The organism is Collinsella aerofaciens (assembly GCF_039752775.1).
Taxonomy (GTDB): Bacteria; Actinomycetota; Coriobacteriia; order Coriobacteriales; family Coriobacteriaceae; genus Collinsella; species Collinsella aerofaciens_R.
Map to the genome: position 1 here is coordinate 1 of NZ_JBDMGT010000019.1, position 16,722 is coordinate 16,722.

13 protein-coding genes are annotated in these 16,722 nt (G+C 60.8%); 12 read left to right on the forward strand and 1 reads right to left on the reverse strand.

What is annotated here, in order from left to right; all coding sequences use genetic code 11:
- The first annotated feature begins 216 nt into the window (after positions 1–216).
- The 10 genes from ABHR63_RS06250 to ABHR63_RS06295 all read left to right on the forward strand — a co-directional run bounded on the left by ABHR63_RS06250 (position 217) and on the right by ABHR63_RS06295 (position 13,183).
- Entirely contained in the window at positions 217–849 is a 633-nt protein-coding gene (locus ABHR63_RS06250; protein WP_006235151.1) for a hypothetical protein, read from the forward strand.
- A 431-nt stretch (positions 850–1,280) separates the two neighbouring features.
- Positions 1,281–1,715 carry a hypothetical protein gene (locus ABHR63_RS06255; RefSeq protein ID WP_138113881.1) on the forward strand — a complete coding sequence of 145 codons (435 nt, stop codon included), beginning with the start codon at positions 1,281–1,283 and terminating at the stop codon, positions 1,713–1,715.
- 233 nt (positions 1,716–1,948) lie between these two features.
- Positions 1,949–2,512, forward strand: a complete 564-nt coding sequence (locus ABHR63_RS06260; protein WP_022095169.1) for a hypothetical protein — start codon at positions 1,949–1,951, stop codon at positions 2,510–2,512.
- Between the two features lie 51 nt (positions 2,513–2,563).
- A complete protein-coding gene (locus tag ABHR63_RS06265) occupies positions 2,564–3,919 on the forward strand; it encodes a DNA recombination protein RmuC (RefSeq protein ID WP_022095168.1) in 1,356 nt (451 codons plus the stop codon).
- A 127-nt stretch (positions 3,920–4,046) separates the two neighbouring features.
- On the forward strand, positions 4,047–5,849 hold the full coding sequence (locus tag ABHR63_RS06270; RefSeq protein ID WP_138113883.1) for an ABC transporter ATP-binding protein: 1,803 nt from the start codon (positions 4,047–4,049) through the stop codon (positions 5,847–5,849).
- Positions 5,850–5,912: 63 nt separating this feature from the next.
- A complete protein-coding gene (gene nth, locus ABHR63_RS06275) occupies positions 5,913–6,578 on the forward strand; it encodes an endonuclease III (RefSeq protein WP_138113885.1) in 666 nt (221 codons plus the stop codon).
- Between the two features lie 157 nt (positions 6,579–6,735).
- Positions 6,736–10,368: a transcription-repair coupling factor gene (mfd, locus tag ABHR63_RS06280; protein ID WP_138113887.1), complete on the forward strand. Its 3,633-nt coding sequence runs from the start codon at positions 6,736–6,738 to the stop codon at positions 10,366–10,368.
- Positions 10,369–10,579: 211 nt separating this feature from the next.
- Positions 10,580–11,443, forward strand: coding sequence for a phosphatase PAP2 family protein (locus ABHR63_RS06285; protein WP_195534664.1), 864 nt, complete (start codon positions 10,580–10,582; stop codon positions 11,441–11,443).
- Positions 11,444–11,488: 45 nt separating this feature from the next.
- Positions 11,489–12,514 (forward strand): threonine aldolase family protein, encoded by a 1,026-nt coding sequence (locus tag ABHR63_RS06290; RefSeq protein ID WP_346964785.1) that lies wholly within the window; start codon positions 11,489–11,491, stop codon positions 12,512–12,514.
- Between the two features lie 78 nt (positions 12,515–12,592).
- The gene (locus tag ABHR63_RS06295) at positions 12,593–13,183 is read left to right on the forward strand and encodes a GNAT family N-acetyltransferase (protein ID WP_346964786.1); all 591 of its coding nucleotides are present in this window, start codon (positions 12,593–12,595) and stop codon (positions 13,181–13,183) included.
- Between the two features lie 21 nt (positions 13,184–13,204).
- Here ABHR63_RS06295 and ABHR63_RS06300 read toward each other — a convergent pair whose 3' ends face one another.
- Positions 13,205–13,927 carry a GntR family transcriptional regulator gene (locus ABHR63_RS06300; RefSeq protein WP_195247000.1) on the reverse strand — a complete coding sequence of 241 codons (723 nt, stop codon included), beginning with the start codon at positions 13,925–13,927 and terminating at the stop codon, positions 13,205–13,207.
- 205 nt (positions 13,928–14,132) lie between these two features.
- Here ABHR63_RS06300 and ABHR63_RS06305 point away from each other — a divergent pair, with 205 nt between their 5' ends.
- A complete protein-coding gene (locus ABHR63_RS06305) occupies positions 14,133–15,125 on the forward strand; it encodes an SIS domain-containing protein (RefSeq protein WP_006235139.1) in 993 nt (330 codons plus the stop codon).
- Between the two features lie 334 nt (positions 15,126–15,459).
- Complete coding sequence (locus tag ABHR63_RS06310; RefSeq protein ID WP_022095163.1) at positions 15,460–16,542, forward strand: DMT family transporter; 1,083 nt, start codon at positions 15,460–15,462, stop codon at positions 16,540–16,542.
- Positions 16,543–16,722: the final 180 nt, after the last annotated feature.

Below are 16,722 nucleotides of genomic sequence, written 5' to 3' on the forward strand. Positions count from 1 at the left end.
CATTGTGGCATCCCGAGCCCGCGGAAAGAAGCTGCGCCGCGGGGGAGGCGACCCAAATGGCTTTCTCATATCGTCTTGGGCGGCACGTTTTGTATAGGGATTGGGTTGCGGCCATTTGGTTGACGGGGCTTGCTCCGGGTTGGGGCGGCGCCGTTGTTTAGGGGGTACACTGGGTAGCGACTTTTAGTTTATCTACTACCTGATGGGGTGTTTTTTATGGGCAAGAAGTCTCGAGCTCGGGTTGCTGCGGCGGGAACTCGCAAGGATCCTGGTCATCGGGTTGCCGAGGGTAAAAAGGCCGATCGTGCCGAGAAGGACAAGAAAGTCGGCGCGCATGCTCATCCTGAGTGGGCGCCTCATTTGAATTCGGCTAGTGAGGATTTGACTGCCAAGTTGTTTACTCTGGTCGAGGTAATTTTGGGCGTGGTGCCCCTTGTGGTTATCGGTTTATTCTTGGCTTCGAAGGACGCCACGAGTGTCGATAAACTCACCGAGGTCTTTTCGCAGGACCCCTCGATGGTGGTCTCGTTTATTTCTGCGTGCTTGCAGCCGTTTGTGGCGTACATGCTGTATATGGTCTACCGCAAATACTGCGAGGGTGATGCGGGCTTTGCCGCCGGTAACCTGATCGGTCTTTTGTGCTCCGAGATCCTACTGCTCAATATCCCGGGCGTCATCGGTATGGGCATCTTGCTGTGGCGTGTTTGGCGCAACGTCGCCCCGCACTTTGAGAGCTGGTTGTTTGAACGCCGTGCAATGGGCGTGCTGGCAGACATCGCGGGCTCGCTCGTGATTCTAGCCTTGGCGTTTATGTGCGCCACCGCCGCCCGAGGTCTCGCAGGCATGTAGTCTGTCCTCACCGACCACGGAGCGCAGGGCGGGGAAACCTTTCCCTCTCGCTCACGGCTTCGCAGGGTCGCGCGAGGCAAAGGTTTCCCGCCCTGCGCTCCGGCGTTGAGTCGTCGCGTGCTCGTTACAGAAAAGCTGATAATAAGTTTGTGTGCCGCCCTTTGGGGCGGCACTTTTTGTGTGGGGTCCCGGTCTCCACAATTTTCGTCAAGCTTTTGGTTAGATTTTGGTCAGTTGGCGTAAGGGTGGAAGGCCAAAAGATTGCTGGCGAAAAAAGCTCAGAGAAAGTGCTGGTAGGGGAGTTGTTGAGCTTTTCGACAGCTTTTGAGCAAAAGAAACTTTGTGGCTATTGCCGGCGATTGCGTTGTCGCGGTCATGGCGGTGCGGGATGCTGGTCGTAAGCGTCGAACGCTCCGATTTTGGAGGCCAACATGGACCTGTTTCTTGAGACCCCACAGCAACAAGCCGAGCGTATGCTGCGGCAGCAGCGGCGGCTTATAGAGATGCAAATGCAAGGGGTTGCCAACCAGGCGCCCGTGCAAAACGTCGTGCCCGCTGCTGTACCTGCAGCCGTGCCCGGGTGCGAATCGGCACCAGAGGCCTATTCCGTACAGCAAGATTCATATGCGCAGGAGCTCGCGTTCGACAAGCGTCGTGCGCGTCGTCGCCGCGTGGGCCAGCGCCTGCGCACATTGGCGATGATCGTGCTCATTCCGCTAGGACTTGCGGCAATCTTCTTGGCCTCATATGCCCTCACGTGCATTCTCAACGGTGCCTCGCCCAATGAGGTGCTCCAGCATCTAGCGGCCCTGGGCCAGCGCCTAGGCGATGTCGTAGCAACCATTCGCGCCGGCTGGGAGAGTTAGCGTTTGTCACGTTAGGACTTCTGGGGTGTAGGGATTATCGCCATGAGTAGAATCCTCGCATCCTGGGAATCCTGTCATGCGACTGAATAGTATTATTGATGATGAATAATAATAGAAAATGCCATGTTAAGGTACTTAACGACATCCTTGGAGGATCTGGCGTCGTCGCCTTCGGAGCGGAGTTATCAAGAGATGGTCTGTGCATACAGGCAATACAAAAAGGAGGTGCTCGGTTGAATCTGACCTTTGAGGGATTCTTAAAAGGCTATTGCCGAGAGCTATCCGGACAGCAGTCGCTCAGTTTTAGAAAACTGGTTAAGCAAGCGACGACGGTTGCGCCGCGCGTGGCGGAGCCCCTGTTTTTGCTCGCTTTGGCACAGGGTAAAGCCGAATACGTTCTGGGCTTATCCGAGGGTTCGTGGATGGAAGAGGGTTACCGAGGCGTTTTGTCCTTGTACGCCCAAACGGGTAGCCTGGCATCTCTATGCGCCGAGGACAAACTTCCTAATCGTTATGCCAACGTTTGGCGTGCGTATAGAGCGGTGAAGGAAAAGCCAGTGGCGGACAGAAGAATCAACGCCCTGATGCGAAAAAGAACGTTGGGAGCGCTAGAGGAATCGGGTGTAACGCGCTACGGTCTCTGCCGCGATTTGAATCTGAATAAGGGAAACGTGTACGCATATTTAGCCGGTGATGACTCAAAGGTGAGCAGGGAGACGGCGCGCCGCATTATGGAATATGCGGAGGAGAGGGGCGCCCAAGAAGGGGCCGGGCGCCCGGTGCGTATGGCGGGGTAAGATTGATCGCGGTTTTGATTGGTGCTCGATTGGGTTTGTTGGGCGGAGTTTATGTCTGCTATTGATATTGTGCTTGTTGTGATCGCCTTGGTGGCGGTGGGGGTTGCTGTGGCTTGCGCCCTCCAGCTCAAGAGCCTGCGTGCCGAGTTGCGGGAGCGTGGCGACAGTAGCGCGGAAACGCTGGCAGCACTCGAGCAGGCCAACAACGCGCTCGATGCCCTGAACGTCGCGCTGGCCGAAACTCGCCGCACGGCCAATGCCATCGCGCAGCAGCAGACGACAGATGCGGCCGTGGAGCAGCAACGTTACCTGACCATCGCACGTGAGTTTTCGCAAGCTGGTGACCGGATGGATGACCTGCGCCGCGAGACGGCCCAACAGCTCGGTGCCAACCGCGAGGGTATCGAGCATCGCCTGGACAAGGTGCGCGAAACGGTCGATGCTCAGCTGGGCGCCATTCGCAAAGACAACAACGTGCAGCTCGATCAAATGCGTGCGACGGTGGACGAGAAGCTCTCCCGCACGCTCAACGACCGACTGTCGGCATCGTTTAAGCAGGTGAGCGACCAGCTCGAGGCCGTGTACAAGGGCCTGGGCGACATGCAGTCCATCGCCACCGGCGTGGGCGACCTTAAGCGCGTGCTGGGCAACGTGAAGGCGCGTGGCATTTTGGGCGAGGTGCAGCTGGGTGCAATTCTGGCGGACATCCTTACGCCCGACCAGTATCTGGAAAACGTCGCCACCAAGCCCGGCGCCTCGGAGCGCGTTGAGTTTGCCGTCAAGCTGCCGGTGGACGAGGGCGATCCCGTGCTGCTGCCGATCGACTCCAAATTCCCGGGCGACGCGTACGAGCACTTGCTCGACGCGCAGGAGTCGGGCGATGCGGAGACCGTGGCGGCTGCGCGCAAGACGCTCGACACCATGGTCAAGCGCGAGGCAAAGGATATTTGCGAAAAGTACCTGAGTGTGCCGGCAACGACCAACTTTGGCATCATGTTCGTGCCGTTTGAAGGGCTGTACGCCGAGGTCGTCAGCCGCTCCGGGCTTATCGAGACCCTGGGCCGCGACTATCACGTCAACGTTGCCGGCCCCAGCACCATGGCGGCCATTCTCAACAGCCTGCAGATGAGCTACCAGACGTTTAGGCTGCAAAAACGCACCGACGATGTACTGCGAGTGCTCTCCGCCGTCAAGGCCGAGCTGCCGCGCTATCAAAAGGCGCTGCGCCGCGCCCAGCAGCAGATCGAGACCGCGGGTAAAACGGTCGAGGGCATTATCACCACGCGCACCAACGTCATGGAGCGCAAACTCAAGGATATCGACGCGCTGGAAGACGCCGACCAAGCCGATGAGATCTTGGGACTCACGCCCGCGGGCCTTTCCACAGACCAAGAAGACGAGGACTAATTGCAACAAGGCAGCGGGGCACCGGCGCAAACGCGGGCACCCCGCTGCCTTTCACATCGCGCTTGCCTGAAGTGCGCTTTAGTGTGCAACAATGGCGTTTCGCCCTATCAGACGCGAAAGGAAGCCCATGTCTCAGAGAAACACCAGTCCGCTGAAACGCTCCACCGTGCGCCGCACGCTGCAGCGGTTTTGGGGTGTCACGCGCACGCAGCCGCTGATTGTCTTTCTCTCGGTGTTCTCGTCGGCGGGCTACATCTTTTTGCTGACGTTTGCCAATACCTATGTGATGGCCCTCATTGTCGACCGCGTTCAAGCCGGTCCCGTGGCGGGTGATCAGGTGTTTGAGGTCTTCGGCCCCTATATCCTGGCGCTCGTACTCGTTAACCTGGTGGGCCAAATCCTCTCCAAGCTGCAGGACTACACCGTCTACAAGCTCGAGATTGCGGGCAACTATCACCTGGCGCGCCTGTGCTTCGACACGCTCTCCAATCAATCCATGACATTTCACACCAGCCGCTTTGGCGGATCGCTCGTGAGCCAGACGAGCCGTTTTATGAGCGGCTATACGGGGCTGGTCGACGTGACGGTGTATTCGCTCGTCCCCACCATCACCTCGGTCATCTGCACGGTGGCGGCGCTCGCCCCGGTGGTGCCGACGTTTACCGTGATCCTGGTGTGCATCATGGCCGTCTACATCGCGTTTGTCTGGCTTATGTACAAGCGCATCATGCCGCTTTCGGCCGCGACGTCCGCCGCGCAGAACAAGCTCTCGGGCGTGCTCTCCGACGCGGTCACGAACATCTTGGCCGTCAAGACCTGCGGGCGCGAGGACTTTGAACGTGATCTGTTCGACGCCGCTGATCGTGCCGCGCGCGATGCCGAGACGGTCTCGATGCACGCCATGATGCAGCGCAACTTTACGACCTCGGGTCTTATCGTCATCACCATGGCCGTGGTGAGCGTATTCGTGGCGGGCGGCAACGCGTGGTTTGGCATCTCGGCCGGCTCGCTCGTCATGATCTTTACCTACACCTATAACCTCACCATGCGCCTGAACTACGTAAGCTCCATGATGCAGCGCATCAACCGCGCGCTCGGCGATGCGGCCGAGATGACGCGCGTGCTGGACGAGCCACGTTTGGTGGCAGATGACCCGGACGCCCCCGAGCTCAAAGTGACCGAGGGCGCGATTGATTTTGAGCAGCTGAGCTTTGCGTACCGTGACGCTGCGGCGGGCGAGAGCGTGTTCGATGACCTGACACTTCATGTGGCGGCGGGCCAGCGCGTGGGCCTGGTGGGCAAATCGGGCTCGGGCAAGACGACGCTCACCAAGCTGTTGTTGCGCCTGGACGATGTACAGGGCGGCCGCGTGCTCGTGGACGGCCAGGACGTCTCGCGCTGCACGCAGCAGAGCCTGCGCCGCCAGGTTGCCTACGTGCCGCAGGAGGCGCTGCTGTTCCACCGCTCCATTCGCGAAAACATTGCCTACGGTCGTCCCGACGCCACTGATGAGCAGATTCGCGAGGCCGCGCGCCTGGCCAACGCCCTGGAGTTTATCGACCGCTTGCCTCGTGGCTTTGACACCATGGTGGGCGAGCGCGGCGTCAAGCTCTCGGGCGGCCAGCGTCAGCGCGTGGCCATCGCCCGTGCCATCCTAACCGACGCGCCGATTCTAGTGCTCGACGAGGCGACCTCTGCCCTCGACAGCGAGTCCGAGGCGCTGGTGCAGGAGGCGCTCGAAAACCTGATGCGTGGACGCACCTCCATTGTGGTGGCGCACCGCCTGTCCACCGTGGCGGCGCTCGACCGCATTGTGGTGCTGGCCGATGGCGAGATCGTCGAGGACGGCACGCATGCGCAGCTCGTCGAGGCGGGTGGCGAGTATGCGAGCCTGTGGAGCCGTCAGACCGGCGCATTCTTGGAGGCGTAAGCGTCTCGGACGTGGGACAATTGTGTCCATAAGTTTATTGTGCCGTTGAGCCGAGGAGTCGTTATGCCACGCGAGACCAATGCCGCCAAACGAGAGCGCGCCGTTGAGGTGTGTGAGCGCCTCAACCGTCGCTATGGCCCGGTCGAGTGCTTTTTGGACCACGAGAATCCCTTCCGCCTGCTGATTGCGGTGCTGCTCTCGGCGCAAACGACCGACGCGCAGGTCAACAAGGTGACGCCGAAGCTGTTTGCCCAGTGGCCCACGCCCGAGGCCATGGCCGGGGCGAGCGTGGCTGACGTGGCGGGCACCATCAAGTCACTCGGCTTCTACAAGAGCAAAGCCAAGCATGCCGTCGAGGCCGCGCAGATGATCGTCGCCGACTATGGCGGCGAGGTGCCGGCCGACATGAAGGAACTCGTGAAGCTGCCGGGCGTGGGACGCAAGACGGCGAACATCGTGCTCAACGTGGGGTATGGCATCGTGGAGGGCATTGCGGTGGACACGCACGTCAACCGCATTGCGCACCGCCTGATGCTGAGTCCCAAGACGCATGCCAAGGAGCCGCTCAAGACCGAGCAGGATTTGCTCAAGATTTTGCCGCACGAGTATTGGGAGTCGGTCAACCATCAGTGGATCACCTTCGGTCGCGAGATCTGTGATGCCCGCAAACCCAAGTGTGACGAGTGTCCGCTGGCAGATTTGTGCCCCAGCGTGCGCGTAGCGGGGTAGGGCGGAACGCATTTTCGTCTGGCGTTTTTTGCGGGGCTGGGTTTGCCCTTGAGCCGGAGTCCTCTCCATGCGCTACCATGACAGACAATGTATTTGACGTACGACCCGCCGAGCTTGCCCCGGCGGGCTTTTGGCGTTGCGATGCCGGAGGAACAGCATGCTCATTCACCGTATAGCCGCGCAGCTCTACACTGCCGAGGCGCTGCAGACCGTCGAGGCCGGACTCGATGCCGGCGAGGACGTGACGCTGGCCGTGTCGCAGTCGGGCCGCACGCTTATGGCGGCCGCCCAGTTTGCGCGCCGTCCGCGCCCGACGGTCTACATTGTGAGTGGCGAGGATGCGGCCGATCGCGCCGCGCGCAGCCTTGCCGCCTACGTGGGGCTGGCGCACGTGTGCCGTTTTCCCGAGCGCAAGGACTATCCGTGGCGCGAGCAGGCGCCCGACGATGCCGTGGTGGCGCAGCGCTGCGAGGCTCTGGGGCGCATCGTGCGCGGGGACAACTGCATCATGGTTGCCTCGGCCCGCGCGCTGCTGCGCTGCGTGCCGCCGGTCGAGAGCCGCTATTGGGAGTCCACGACCTTTGCGGTGGGCGAGGAGATTCCTTTTGATGAGGTGCCGCAGCGCCTAGTGGGCATGGGCTACACCAATGCCGGCGCCGCCGACGCGCCCGGTCTGTTTCGCGTGCACGGCGACACCGTCGAGGTGTTTCCCGCGCAGGAAAAAGCGCCCGTGCGCATTGAGTTCTTTGGCGACGAGATCGATCGCATACGCCGCATGGTGAGCTCCACGGGGCAGACCATCGGTAACGAGGACAGTATCGAGATCTTCCCCTGCCGTGAGCTGGCGCTTACCGACGAGGCCGTCCACAACATGCATGTGGCGCTCTATCGCGCCAGCCAGGACGACAGCAAGCTGGCCGCATTGCTCGAGATGGTGGATGCGCGCATCGTTACACCCGAGCTCGACCGCTTTTTGCCGGTAATGTACGGCCAGACCGTGAGCCCGCTGGCGCACGTGAGCGGCAAGGCGCTCGTGGTGCTGTCCGAGCCGCGCTCGCTGTTCGACGATTGCCTGCGTGCCTACGAGGATATCGAGGCGCGTGCTGGCGAGGCAGGGATTGACCGGCTGGATGGCCTGTATGTACGTGCCCAGCAGCTCGATTTTGGTGCCCAGCAGCGCCTGAACTACGTGAGCCTGATCCGTGCCGGCGGCGCGGTGACGGCGGAGCTCAAGATTGAGCAGCCGGCCATTGCGGGCTCGGACAATCGCTTTATGACGCGCATTCAGGAAGTCGTGGGCAAGCGCTACGCCTGCGTGTTTGCCATTCCCGACCGCGGTGCGCGCGAGTCGATGGAGCTCACCTTTGGCGACGAGGGCATTACCTTTGAGGAGTCGCTGACCGCGGCGCCCGAAAATGTCGGCGCTATCGGCGACCGCGTGCGCGTGGCAGCGGCGGATTCTGCCGATCGCACCGCCCGCCAGGAGGCCCACGCTTCCATTCGCGAGCGCAAGGCCGATGCGCTCAACGCCCGCTCGCTCGAGGCAGGTGCCGCCCAGGCAGCCGCCGGCGCCGCCGTGCCTACTATCTCGCGCGGACGCGTGACCTTTGTCGATGCCGCTCTGCCGCAGGGCGTGGTGGTGCCCGATGCCAACCTGGCCGTGTTCTCGATCGCCGACCTCAATGCCCGCATGGATGCCAACCGCGCGCGCAGCCGCCGCAAGGTTGACATTACGCAGATCACGTTCCCGTTTAAGCCGGGCGACTACGTGGTGCATGCCACCCACGGCATCGCGCTCTTTAGCGAGATTGCGCGCCAGGAAGTGGGCGGCAAGGAACGCGACTACTTTTTGCTGGAATATGCCGACGGTGACAAGCTCTACGTGCCGTTGGAGCAGGTCGACCGCATCACGCGATACGTCGGTCCTGACGGCGACAAGCCGCGCCTGACCAGGCTCAACACCGCCGACTGGACGCGTGCCACCAACAAGGCGCGCAAGAACGCCAAAAAGCTGGCGTTTGACTTGGTCGATCTGTATACGCGCCGCTCGTCGATTACCGGTATCGCCTGCCCGCCCGACACGCCCGAGCAGATCGAGATGGAGCAGAGCTTCCCTTACGACGAGACGCGCGACCAGCTGGAGGCCATCGCCGACATCAAGGCCGACATGGAGGCGCCCAAGCCCATGGATCGCCTGCTGTGCGGCGACGTGGGTTTCGGCAAGACCGAGGTTGCCCTGCGCGCGGCGTTTAAGTGCGTGGACTCCGGCCGCCAAGTCATGGTGCTCTGCCCCACGACCATTCTGGCCCAGCAGCACTACGAGACGTTCTTTGAGCGCTTTGCCCCGTTTGGCCTCGAGGTCGAAGTGCTCAGCCGCTTCCGCACCCCGGCGCAGCAGAAGCGCGCGCTCAAGGCGTTTGCCGAGGGCACGATTGATGTGCTCATCGGCACGCATCGTCTGCTTTCGGCCGATGTGAACCCCAAGAACCTGGGCCTGGTGATCATTGACGAGGAGCAGCGCTTTGGCGTGCAGCACAAGGAGCAGCTCAAGAACCTGCGCGAGCAGATTGACGTGCTCACGCTTTCGGCAACGCCGATTCCGCGAACCATGCAGATGGCCACGAGCGGCGTGCGCGACATGAGCCTGATCACGACGCCGCCGACCGGGCGCCGCCCCGTAATCGTGCACGTGGGAGAGTACGACCCCGACGTGGTGAGCGCGGCGATTCGCCTGGAGGTGGGTCGCGGCGGTCAGGTGTACTACGTGTCCAACCGCGTCAAGACCATCGACGACGCCGTGGCGCGCGTGCACGAGGCCGCGCCCGAGGCGCGCGTGGGCGTAGCGCACGGCAAGATGAGCCCGCGCGAGGTCGAGGACGTGATGATCGAGTTCGCGACCAAAAAGATCGACGTGCTCATCGCCACGACCATCGTGGAGAGCGGCATCGACAACGCGACCGCCAACACGCTCATCATCGAGGACTCGCAGCGCCTGGGTCTGGCACAGCTCTACCAGCTCAAGGGCCGTGTGGGCCGCTCTGCCACGCAGGCCTACGCGTACTTTATGTTCCCGGGCGAGCTGCCGCTCACCGAGGAGGCGACGGCGCGCCTGACCGCACTTTCCGAGTTCCAGGACCTGGGCAGCGGCATGCGCATCGCCATGCGCGACCTGGAGATTCGCGGTGCCGGCTCGCTTATGGGAGCCGAGCAGCACGGCAACCTGTCGAGCGTGGGCTTTGACCTGTTTACGCAGATGCTGGGCCAGGCCGTGGCTGAGGCGCGCGGCGATGACGACGCCGGCGTGGAGGCGGCGAGCGTGGGTATTAACCTGCCGGCCGACTACTTCTTGTCCGAGGAGTACCTGCCGGCGGTGGATCAGCGCGTGCTCGTGTACCGTAAGCTCGCAGCGGCCGAGGACCTAGAGAGCATCGATGAGGTGCAGGAGGAGACCGAGGCTGCGCATGGCGAGCTGCCGCTGGCGGGACTCAACCTGTTCAATCGCGCACGAATCCGCATTCGCGGCGAGCGCCTGGGGCTCGAGAGCGTCACGCTCAGTGGCGGCCGCATCACGTTTTTGGGCGTCGACGTGCCCAAGAAGGTGGCCTTTGAGCTTAAGACCCGCTATGGCGCGGTGAACTTCCCCAAGAGCCGCAAGCTGTCGGTACCCTACAAGGCAGGCGCCGGTGCGGGCAGCGGCCTGGGTCGCGGTCTCGACGCCAACGACGGCACCGGCCCCGTGGCCGCGGCACTCATGCTGCTGCAACAACTGGGTGCCAGCGACGACGACTAACGGGTCGACGCTGCAAACGCTCCATTTGGGCAATCTGACCCTCACTCGTCGGTCGCGTACGCAAGTACGCTTCCCTCCTCCTTCGGGCCACCTTGCCACAAATGGAACGTTTTCGCTCACTTATGCTCAACCTGTAAGGGTATTTATGGGACAAAGCTATCTTTGCCCCACCACGTTGCGGGTCGACCCTTCGCCCGACCGAAAGGAAAGCATGTTCGGATACATCTATAAGAAAGATGTCGCCATTATCGCGGTTGTCCTGTGCCTTTGTCTGGGCGTGGGCAGTTTCTTCGATTATCAGATCTCGAGCGCGCTGTTCAACGTCGGCAGCATGTACGGCCGCTTTATCGAGGCCGCCGGCGAGCTGCCGTTCGAGCTGACGGCGAGCGTCGCGGGCGTTATGCTCGTACGCGCGGTGCGTCCCGACTCCAGGGGGAGCAAATGGCTCGCCGTGCTGGGCGTTCTGATCAACGTTGGCCTGGCCGGCTACGAGATCGTTTCGTCCCTGCGGGTTAGCGGTAAGCTCATTGCCGTTCAGCTGGTGCTGACGTTTGTGCTGGTCATCGCTGCCAACCTTATCATCTATCGCCTCACGCGCACGACCGAGCCCGATGAGCTCACGCGCTGGGCGTTGATGGTGCTTGCCGTGTGGGTCGCTCAGGCCATTATCCTCAACGTGATCGTCAAGCCGCTGTGGTCGCGCCCGCGCATGCGCGTGATCGAGGTGACGCAGGGGCTCGAGTTTCAGCCGTGGTGGGTGATCGGCAATCCCGACAAGTGGACCTATATCGCCGCCGGCGTGATCAAGGACGGGTTCAAGTCGTTTGCGAGCGGACACACGGCGCATGCGGCGATCGGCCTTATGCTCGCCGGGCTTCCCGCGGCGGCTTTTAAGGAAAAACCTTCGCGTCGCCGCGTGATCTTTTGGGCGGCAGCTGTGGTCGCGGCGCTCGTCGCGTTTGGCCGCATCGTGATCGGCGCACACTTTTTGAGCGACGTGAGCTGCGGCTTTGCCCTGGTGCTGGCGCTTGAGTGTCTCGCCGCGCGCATTGCCTATCCCAACGGCGTACAATAGCTCCGTTTGAATCATCTGGCCGATACCCGGTAAGAGAGGATTGCCATGCTCGCGTTCAACAACGATTATTCCCACGGCGCACACCCGGCAGTGCTGCAGGCGCTCGTCGACACCAATATGGAGCCGCAGCCCGGCTACGGTACCGATGCGCATACCGAGCGTGCCAAGCAACTTATTCGCGAGGCCTGCCAGGCGCCTGACGCCGACGTGTTTTTCCTGGTGGGCGGCACGCAGGCTAACGCGACGGTGATCGACATGCTGCTTGCGCCGTACGAGGGCGTCGTTGCTGCCGAGACTGGCCACGTCGCTTGCCACGAGGCGGGCGCCATCGAGTTTGGCGGCCACAAGGTGCTCACCATCCCCGGCTACGAGGGCAAGATGCACGCCGAGGACCTCGAGAACTATATCCAGGTGTTCTACGAAAACGAGAGCTACGAGCACACGGTGTTTCCGGGTGCCGTGTACGTGAGCCTATCGACCGAGTACGGCACGCTGTACTCCAAGGCCGAGCTCGCGGCGATTCACGCGGTGTGCCAGAAGCGCGAGATTCCGCTGTTTGTGGATGGCGCCCGCCTGGCCTATGCACTGGCGGCCGATGAGTGCGACATTACCCTGCCCGAGCTGGCGCAGCTGTGCGACGTGTTCTACATCGGCGGCACCAAGTGTGGCGCGCTCTGCGGCGAGGCTGTGGTGTTTTGCGGCATACACGCTCCGGCGCATCCCATTCCGCGCATTAAGCAGCACGGTGCGCTGTTGGCCAAGGGCCGCCTGACGGGCGTCCAGTTTGAGGCGCTCTTTACCGATGGCCTGTATTTTGAGATTGGTCGACAGGCGATCGAAACCGCGCAGACGCTTCGTCGCGTGCTGCACGAGCACGGCTACCGGTTCTTCTTGGAGACGCCGACTAACCAGCAGTTCGTGATTCTGCCCAACGAGGACATGGCGCGCATTCGCGAGCATGCGGCGATCGAGTACTGGGAAAAGTACGACGAGACCCACACGGTGGTGCGCTTTTGCACCAGCTGGGCCACGACGCAGGAGGATATCGACGCGTTGGCGGCGGTTCTGTAGCCTGATGTAATGACGAGGGGCCGCCTTGCGCTTGGGTTTGGCGCAAGGCGGCCTTTGTTTTTGAGGGAGAAGGGTTGTATGACCGAGATGTCCGATCCGACGATTCGTCTGGCGACGCCCGATGATGCGCCGGCGTTGCTTGCCATCTATGAGCCGTATGTGCGCCAGACGGCGATTACCTGCGAATACGAGGTGCCGAGCGTTGAGGAGTTCGCCGGGCGTATTGAGCGTACGCTCAAGCGCTATCCGTATTTGGTGATGGAGTTGGACGGGCGTCCGGTAGGCTATGCCTACGTGAGTCCGCTTAACAGCCGCGAGGCATACGACTGGTCGGTCGAGACGTCGATCTACCTGGCACGCGATGTGCGCCATGGCGGGCTGGGTCGCAAGCTGCACGATGCGCTCAAGCAGTGCCTGATCGCGATGGGCATCACCAACATGTGCGCGCTCATTGCCGTGCCGCACGATAAGGACGATGAGTACCTGACGCACAACAGTCGGGATTTCCATGCTCATATGGGATATCGCCTGGTGGGCACCTTCGATCGCTGCGCCCAAAAGTTCGGCCGCTGGTACGACATGTGCTGGATGGAGCTGGTCCTAGCCGAGCGCACACCCAACCAACCCAAACCAACCTGGTTCCCCGACCTTCCCAAACCTATCATTTAGGGACAGGTTTATTTTGGCAGGTTAGCCGATTGGCTCGGTGTATTTGGCGCGGTCGGTGCGTTGGATGCGCTTAGAGACATGGAGCGGTCGGCCGTCGGTGTCGTAGACGTAGTCGGTGATCAGGATCAGCGCCTGCCCGCGCTCGACGTTGAGCAAAAACGCCTCGTTTTGCGAGGCATAGCACACCTCAAAGGTCTTATGTCCCTGTGCTGGCGCGCGATGGAATTCTTGGCGCAGCGTCGCGTAGAGCGAACCGTTGATATCGCGATCGATGAGCGTCTCGAAGCTTGGCGGCAGGTAGGTGGTCTCCAGGCACAGCGGCACGTCGTCCAGGTAGCGCAGGCGGACAAGTTTGACGAGCTTGCTGCCCACGGCGGCGTCAAAGAACTTAGCTATGCTGCCGGCCGCCTTGGCAAAGCCCGAGTCCACGGTGCGCGTGGTGGGCTTCATGCCCTGACCTTCGACCTGCTTGGTATAGCTCGAAAACACTAGGTTGTTCTCGTGGAGCGCGGGCGTGTCGGCCACAAAGGCGCCACGCCCGCGCTCGGTGCGCACCAGGCCCTCATCAACGAGAACCTTAAGGGCGTGGCGCACGGTGCTGCGCGACAGCCCCGATTCGTCCATGAGCTCCATCTCGGACGGCAGCTTGTCTCCGCGTGCGTAGATGCCGGCGGCGATGCGGTCGCGAAGCGTACCCGCCAAGCGCTCGTATTGGCTCAGTTTCTTTTTAGATGAAGCGTTCATGCAATCAGCCTATATTTAACTTGTATGCTTATCTAAGCAAGCATGTATTCAACACAACAATAAAACCGCTGGTATTGAGCTACCGAAAACCTTACCAGCAAAATTTCTAAGATAAATATAGCATACAACTAGTCGACATAACCAAAACATGTATGTAACTTGTATGCCATCGAGAGCATCAAACGAGAAGAAAGGCTGATGCACGATGACTACTCAGGAACAGGTTAAGGATGTCGTCTCCCAGGTTTTGGCTGACAAGGCAGACAAGGGCGGCATCAAGCGCGTCGTGTGGATTGGTGCCGGCGGATCCAACGGCGGCAACTATCCTGCCCAGTACTTTATGGAGCACGAGGCCACGCAGGTCGTGAGCTCCAGCTACACCAGCAACGAGTTCGTGCACGCCACCCCGGCCTACGTCAACGAGAACACCCTGGCCGTCGTCGTGTCCATGCGCGGCACCAAGGAGACCATCGTTGCCGCCCAGGTCGCCAAGGACCACGGCGCCAGCACCATCGCCATCTATGTTGACGAGTCCGGCCTCACCGAGGTCTGCGACTACAAGATCCAGTACGACAGCCTGGCCGTCGACGAGTCCTGCATGGGCCGCACCAACTCCGCCGTCGTGACCATGATCGCCATGGAGCTTACGCAGCAGACCGAGGGCTATGCCGAGTACGAGACCGCTATGGCCGCGTTTGACTTGGTCGACCCCATCTATCGCAAGGCCGTCGAGTACACCCGTCCGCTTGCTGCCAAGTGGGCCGAGCAGAACGCCGACAAGCCCTGCATCAACGTCATGGCTCAGGGTCCGCTCTTTGGTGCCGCCTACGTCTTTAGCATCTGCAACGTGCAGGAGATGCTGCAGATCGACTCCTGCACCATCAACACCTGCGACTTCTTCCACGGCCCCTTCGAGATCCTGGACAAGCGCACCTCGCTGTTCCAGCTCATCAGCGTCGGCCGCAGCCGCTGCAACGACGAGCGCGGCATCCGCTTCGTCAACCAGTACGGTGGCGAGCGCGTCTATCAGCTCGACGCCAAGGAGCTCGGCCTCAACGACATCAAGGACAGCGTGAGCGAGTACTTCAACCACCTGATCTTCGCCCCGATCCTCAACAACGTGTATATGCGTGCACTCTCTGCCGTTACTCACAAGGACTACATGACGCGCCGCTACATGTGGAAGCTGGACTACTAAGAGTTACGCGGTTTTACCAAACCGCGTAACGGCTCGACGCTGCGCGGACCGCATTTGGACAATCTGACGTTCAACTTCAAGGGCGCGACCAGAAGGTCAGCGCCCTTTCGTTTCACGCCACCTTGCCTCAAATGCGGCCCGCTCGCTGACTTATGCTCAACCAGCGGTGCCTTAGACGTTGGGGACGTTCTTAAATGACTAGTCATTTGGGAACGTCCCCAATGAGTATGTGGGGAAGCAGATTTTTCCGTTCGGCGATTTGTGTCTTGAAAAATGTATATAACGACTATAACGTAGTACGAAACATATTGGAAACAATACCGAGGAGGCTGCGTTGAAGAAGAGCAATCTGGGCTATGTGCTGGTGCTGATCGCCGCGCTTATGTGGGGCAGCATCGGAATCTTTGTAAACGGCATCTCGGCCATGGGCGTTTCGTCCCAGAGCATGGCTGCCTTTCGCTTGTTGGTCGGAGCGCTTATCTTGGCGCCGGTCCTGATGTTTATGGGCTGCCGTCCGGGTGAGGGGTCTACCGTGGCTCAGGGTCCGCTGGCCCTGTTCAAGGCAAGCCCTAAAGAGCTTGTTCCCTGTGCGCTTGTCGGCATCGTCGGTTTGGCCGCCGCCAACACCTGTTATTACGAGTGCATGGGCGAGGTGGGCATGTCCACGGCCTCGGTGCTGCTCTACACCTCGCCGGTGTTTGGCGTCATGCTCGGCCGCGTGCTTTATCGCGAGGACGTGACCCCCAACAAGCTCGTTGCCATTGTCTTTAACATCGTAGGCTGCGTGCTTGCAGTGACCAATGGCGACCTTTCCGGTTTTCATTTTTCGGTTTGGGGCGTCACGTCGGGCGTGATTGCAGGCCTTTGTGGTGCGTCGCTCGCGGTGTTTAGCCGAATAGCAACCAAGACGGTCCACCCGCTGGCTGTCACGTTTTGGGGCTTTGTTTTTGGCGGTGCGGTTATGGCAGCTATCGCGGCTCCGTGGCCGGATGTCGCCGCGGCAATGTCGCCACAGCTGCTGCTGCTGTTCCTTGGCTTTGGACTCATCCCCACAGCCGTTGCTTACATCTTATATATGCAGGGTCTGTCCATGGGGCTCGAGACATCGAAAGTTCCCGTCGTAATGTCTTTCGAGACGGTCGTCACCGTACTGGTGGGCATTGGTGTCTACGCCGAGCCCGCCGGCGCGATTAAAGTCCTGGGCATCGTGTTGGTGCTCGCGTCCATCCTGATTATGAACACCGACTTCTCCAAGCTGCGCAACAGTGTGTTTGTCGGTCATGTCATTGAGAGCATGACCTTTAAGCCCAACGCGTGGTGGACCGAAAAATCTCAGGACATGGATCTGTTTAAGGAACGCACCGGCATTGCGCTGGAACCCACCGTACAGGAAAGCCCCTGGTACTTCGTGCGATAGGGGATTGCGCGCAGGGTCTGACCTGGGGTTATCCAGCTAGCGCCGGCCTACCCAGTCCAACGTTTCGAGTACGTTAAACCCGTCAACGGTCGATTTTCACCCGCGAACGGTCTTTATACTAATTAGCAATATAAGCAACGTATAAGACGTTATAATGACCATAACGAAAAGGAGGAGGCA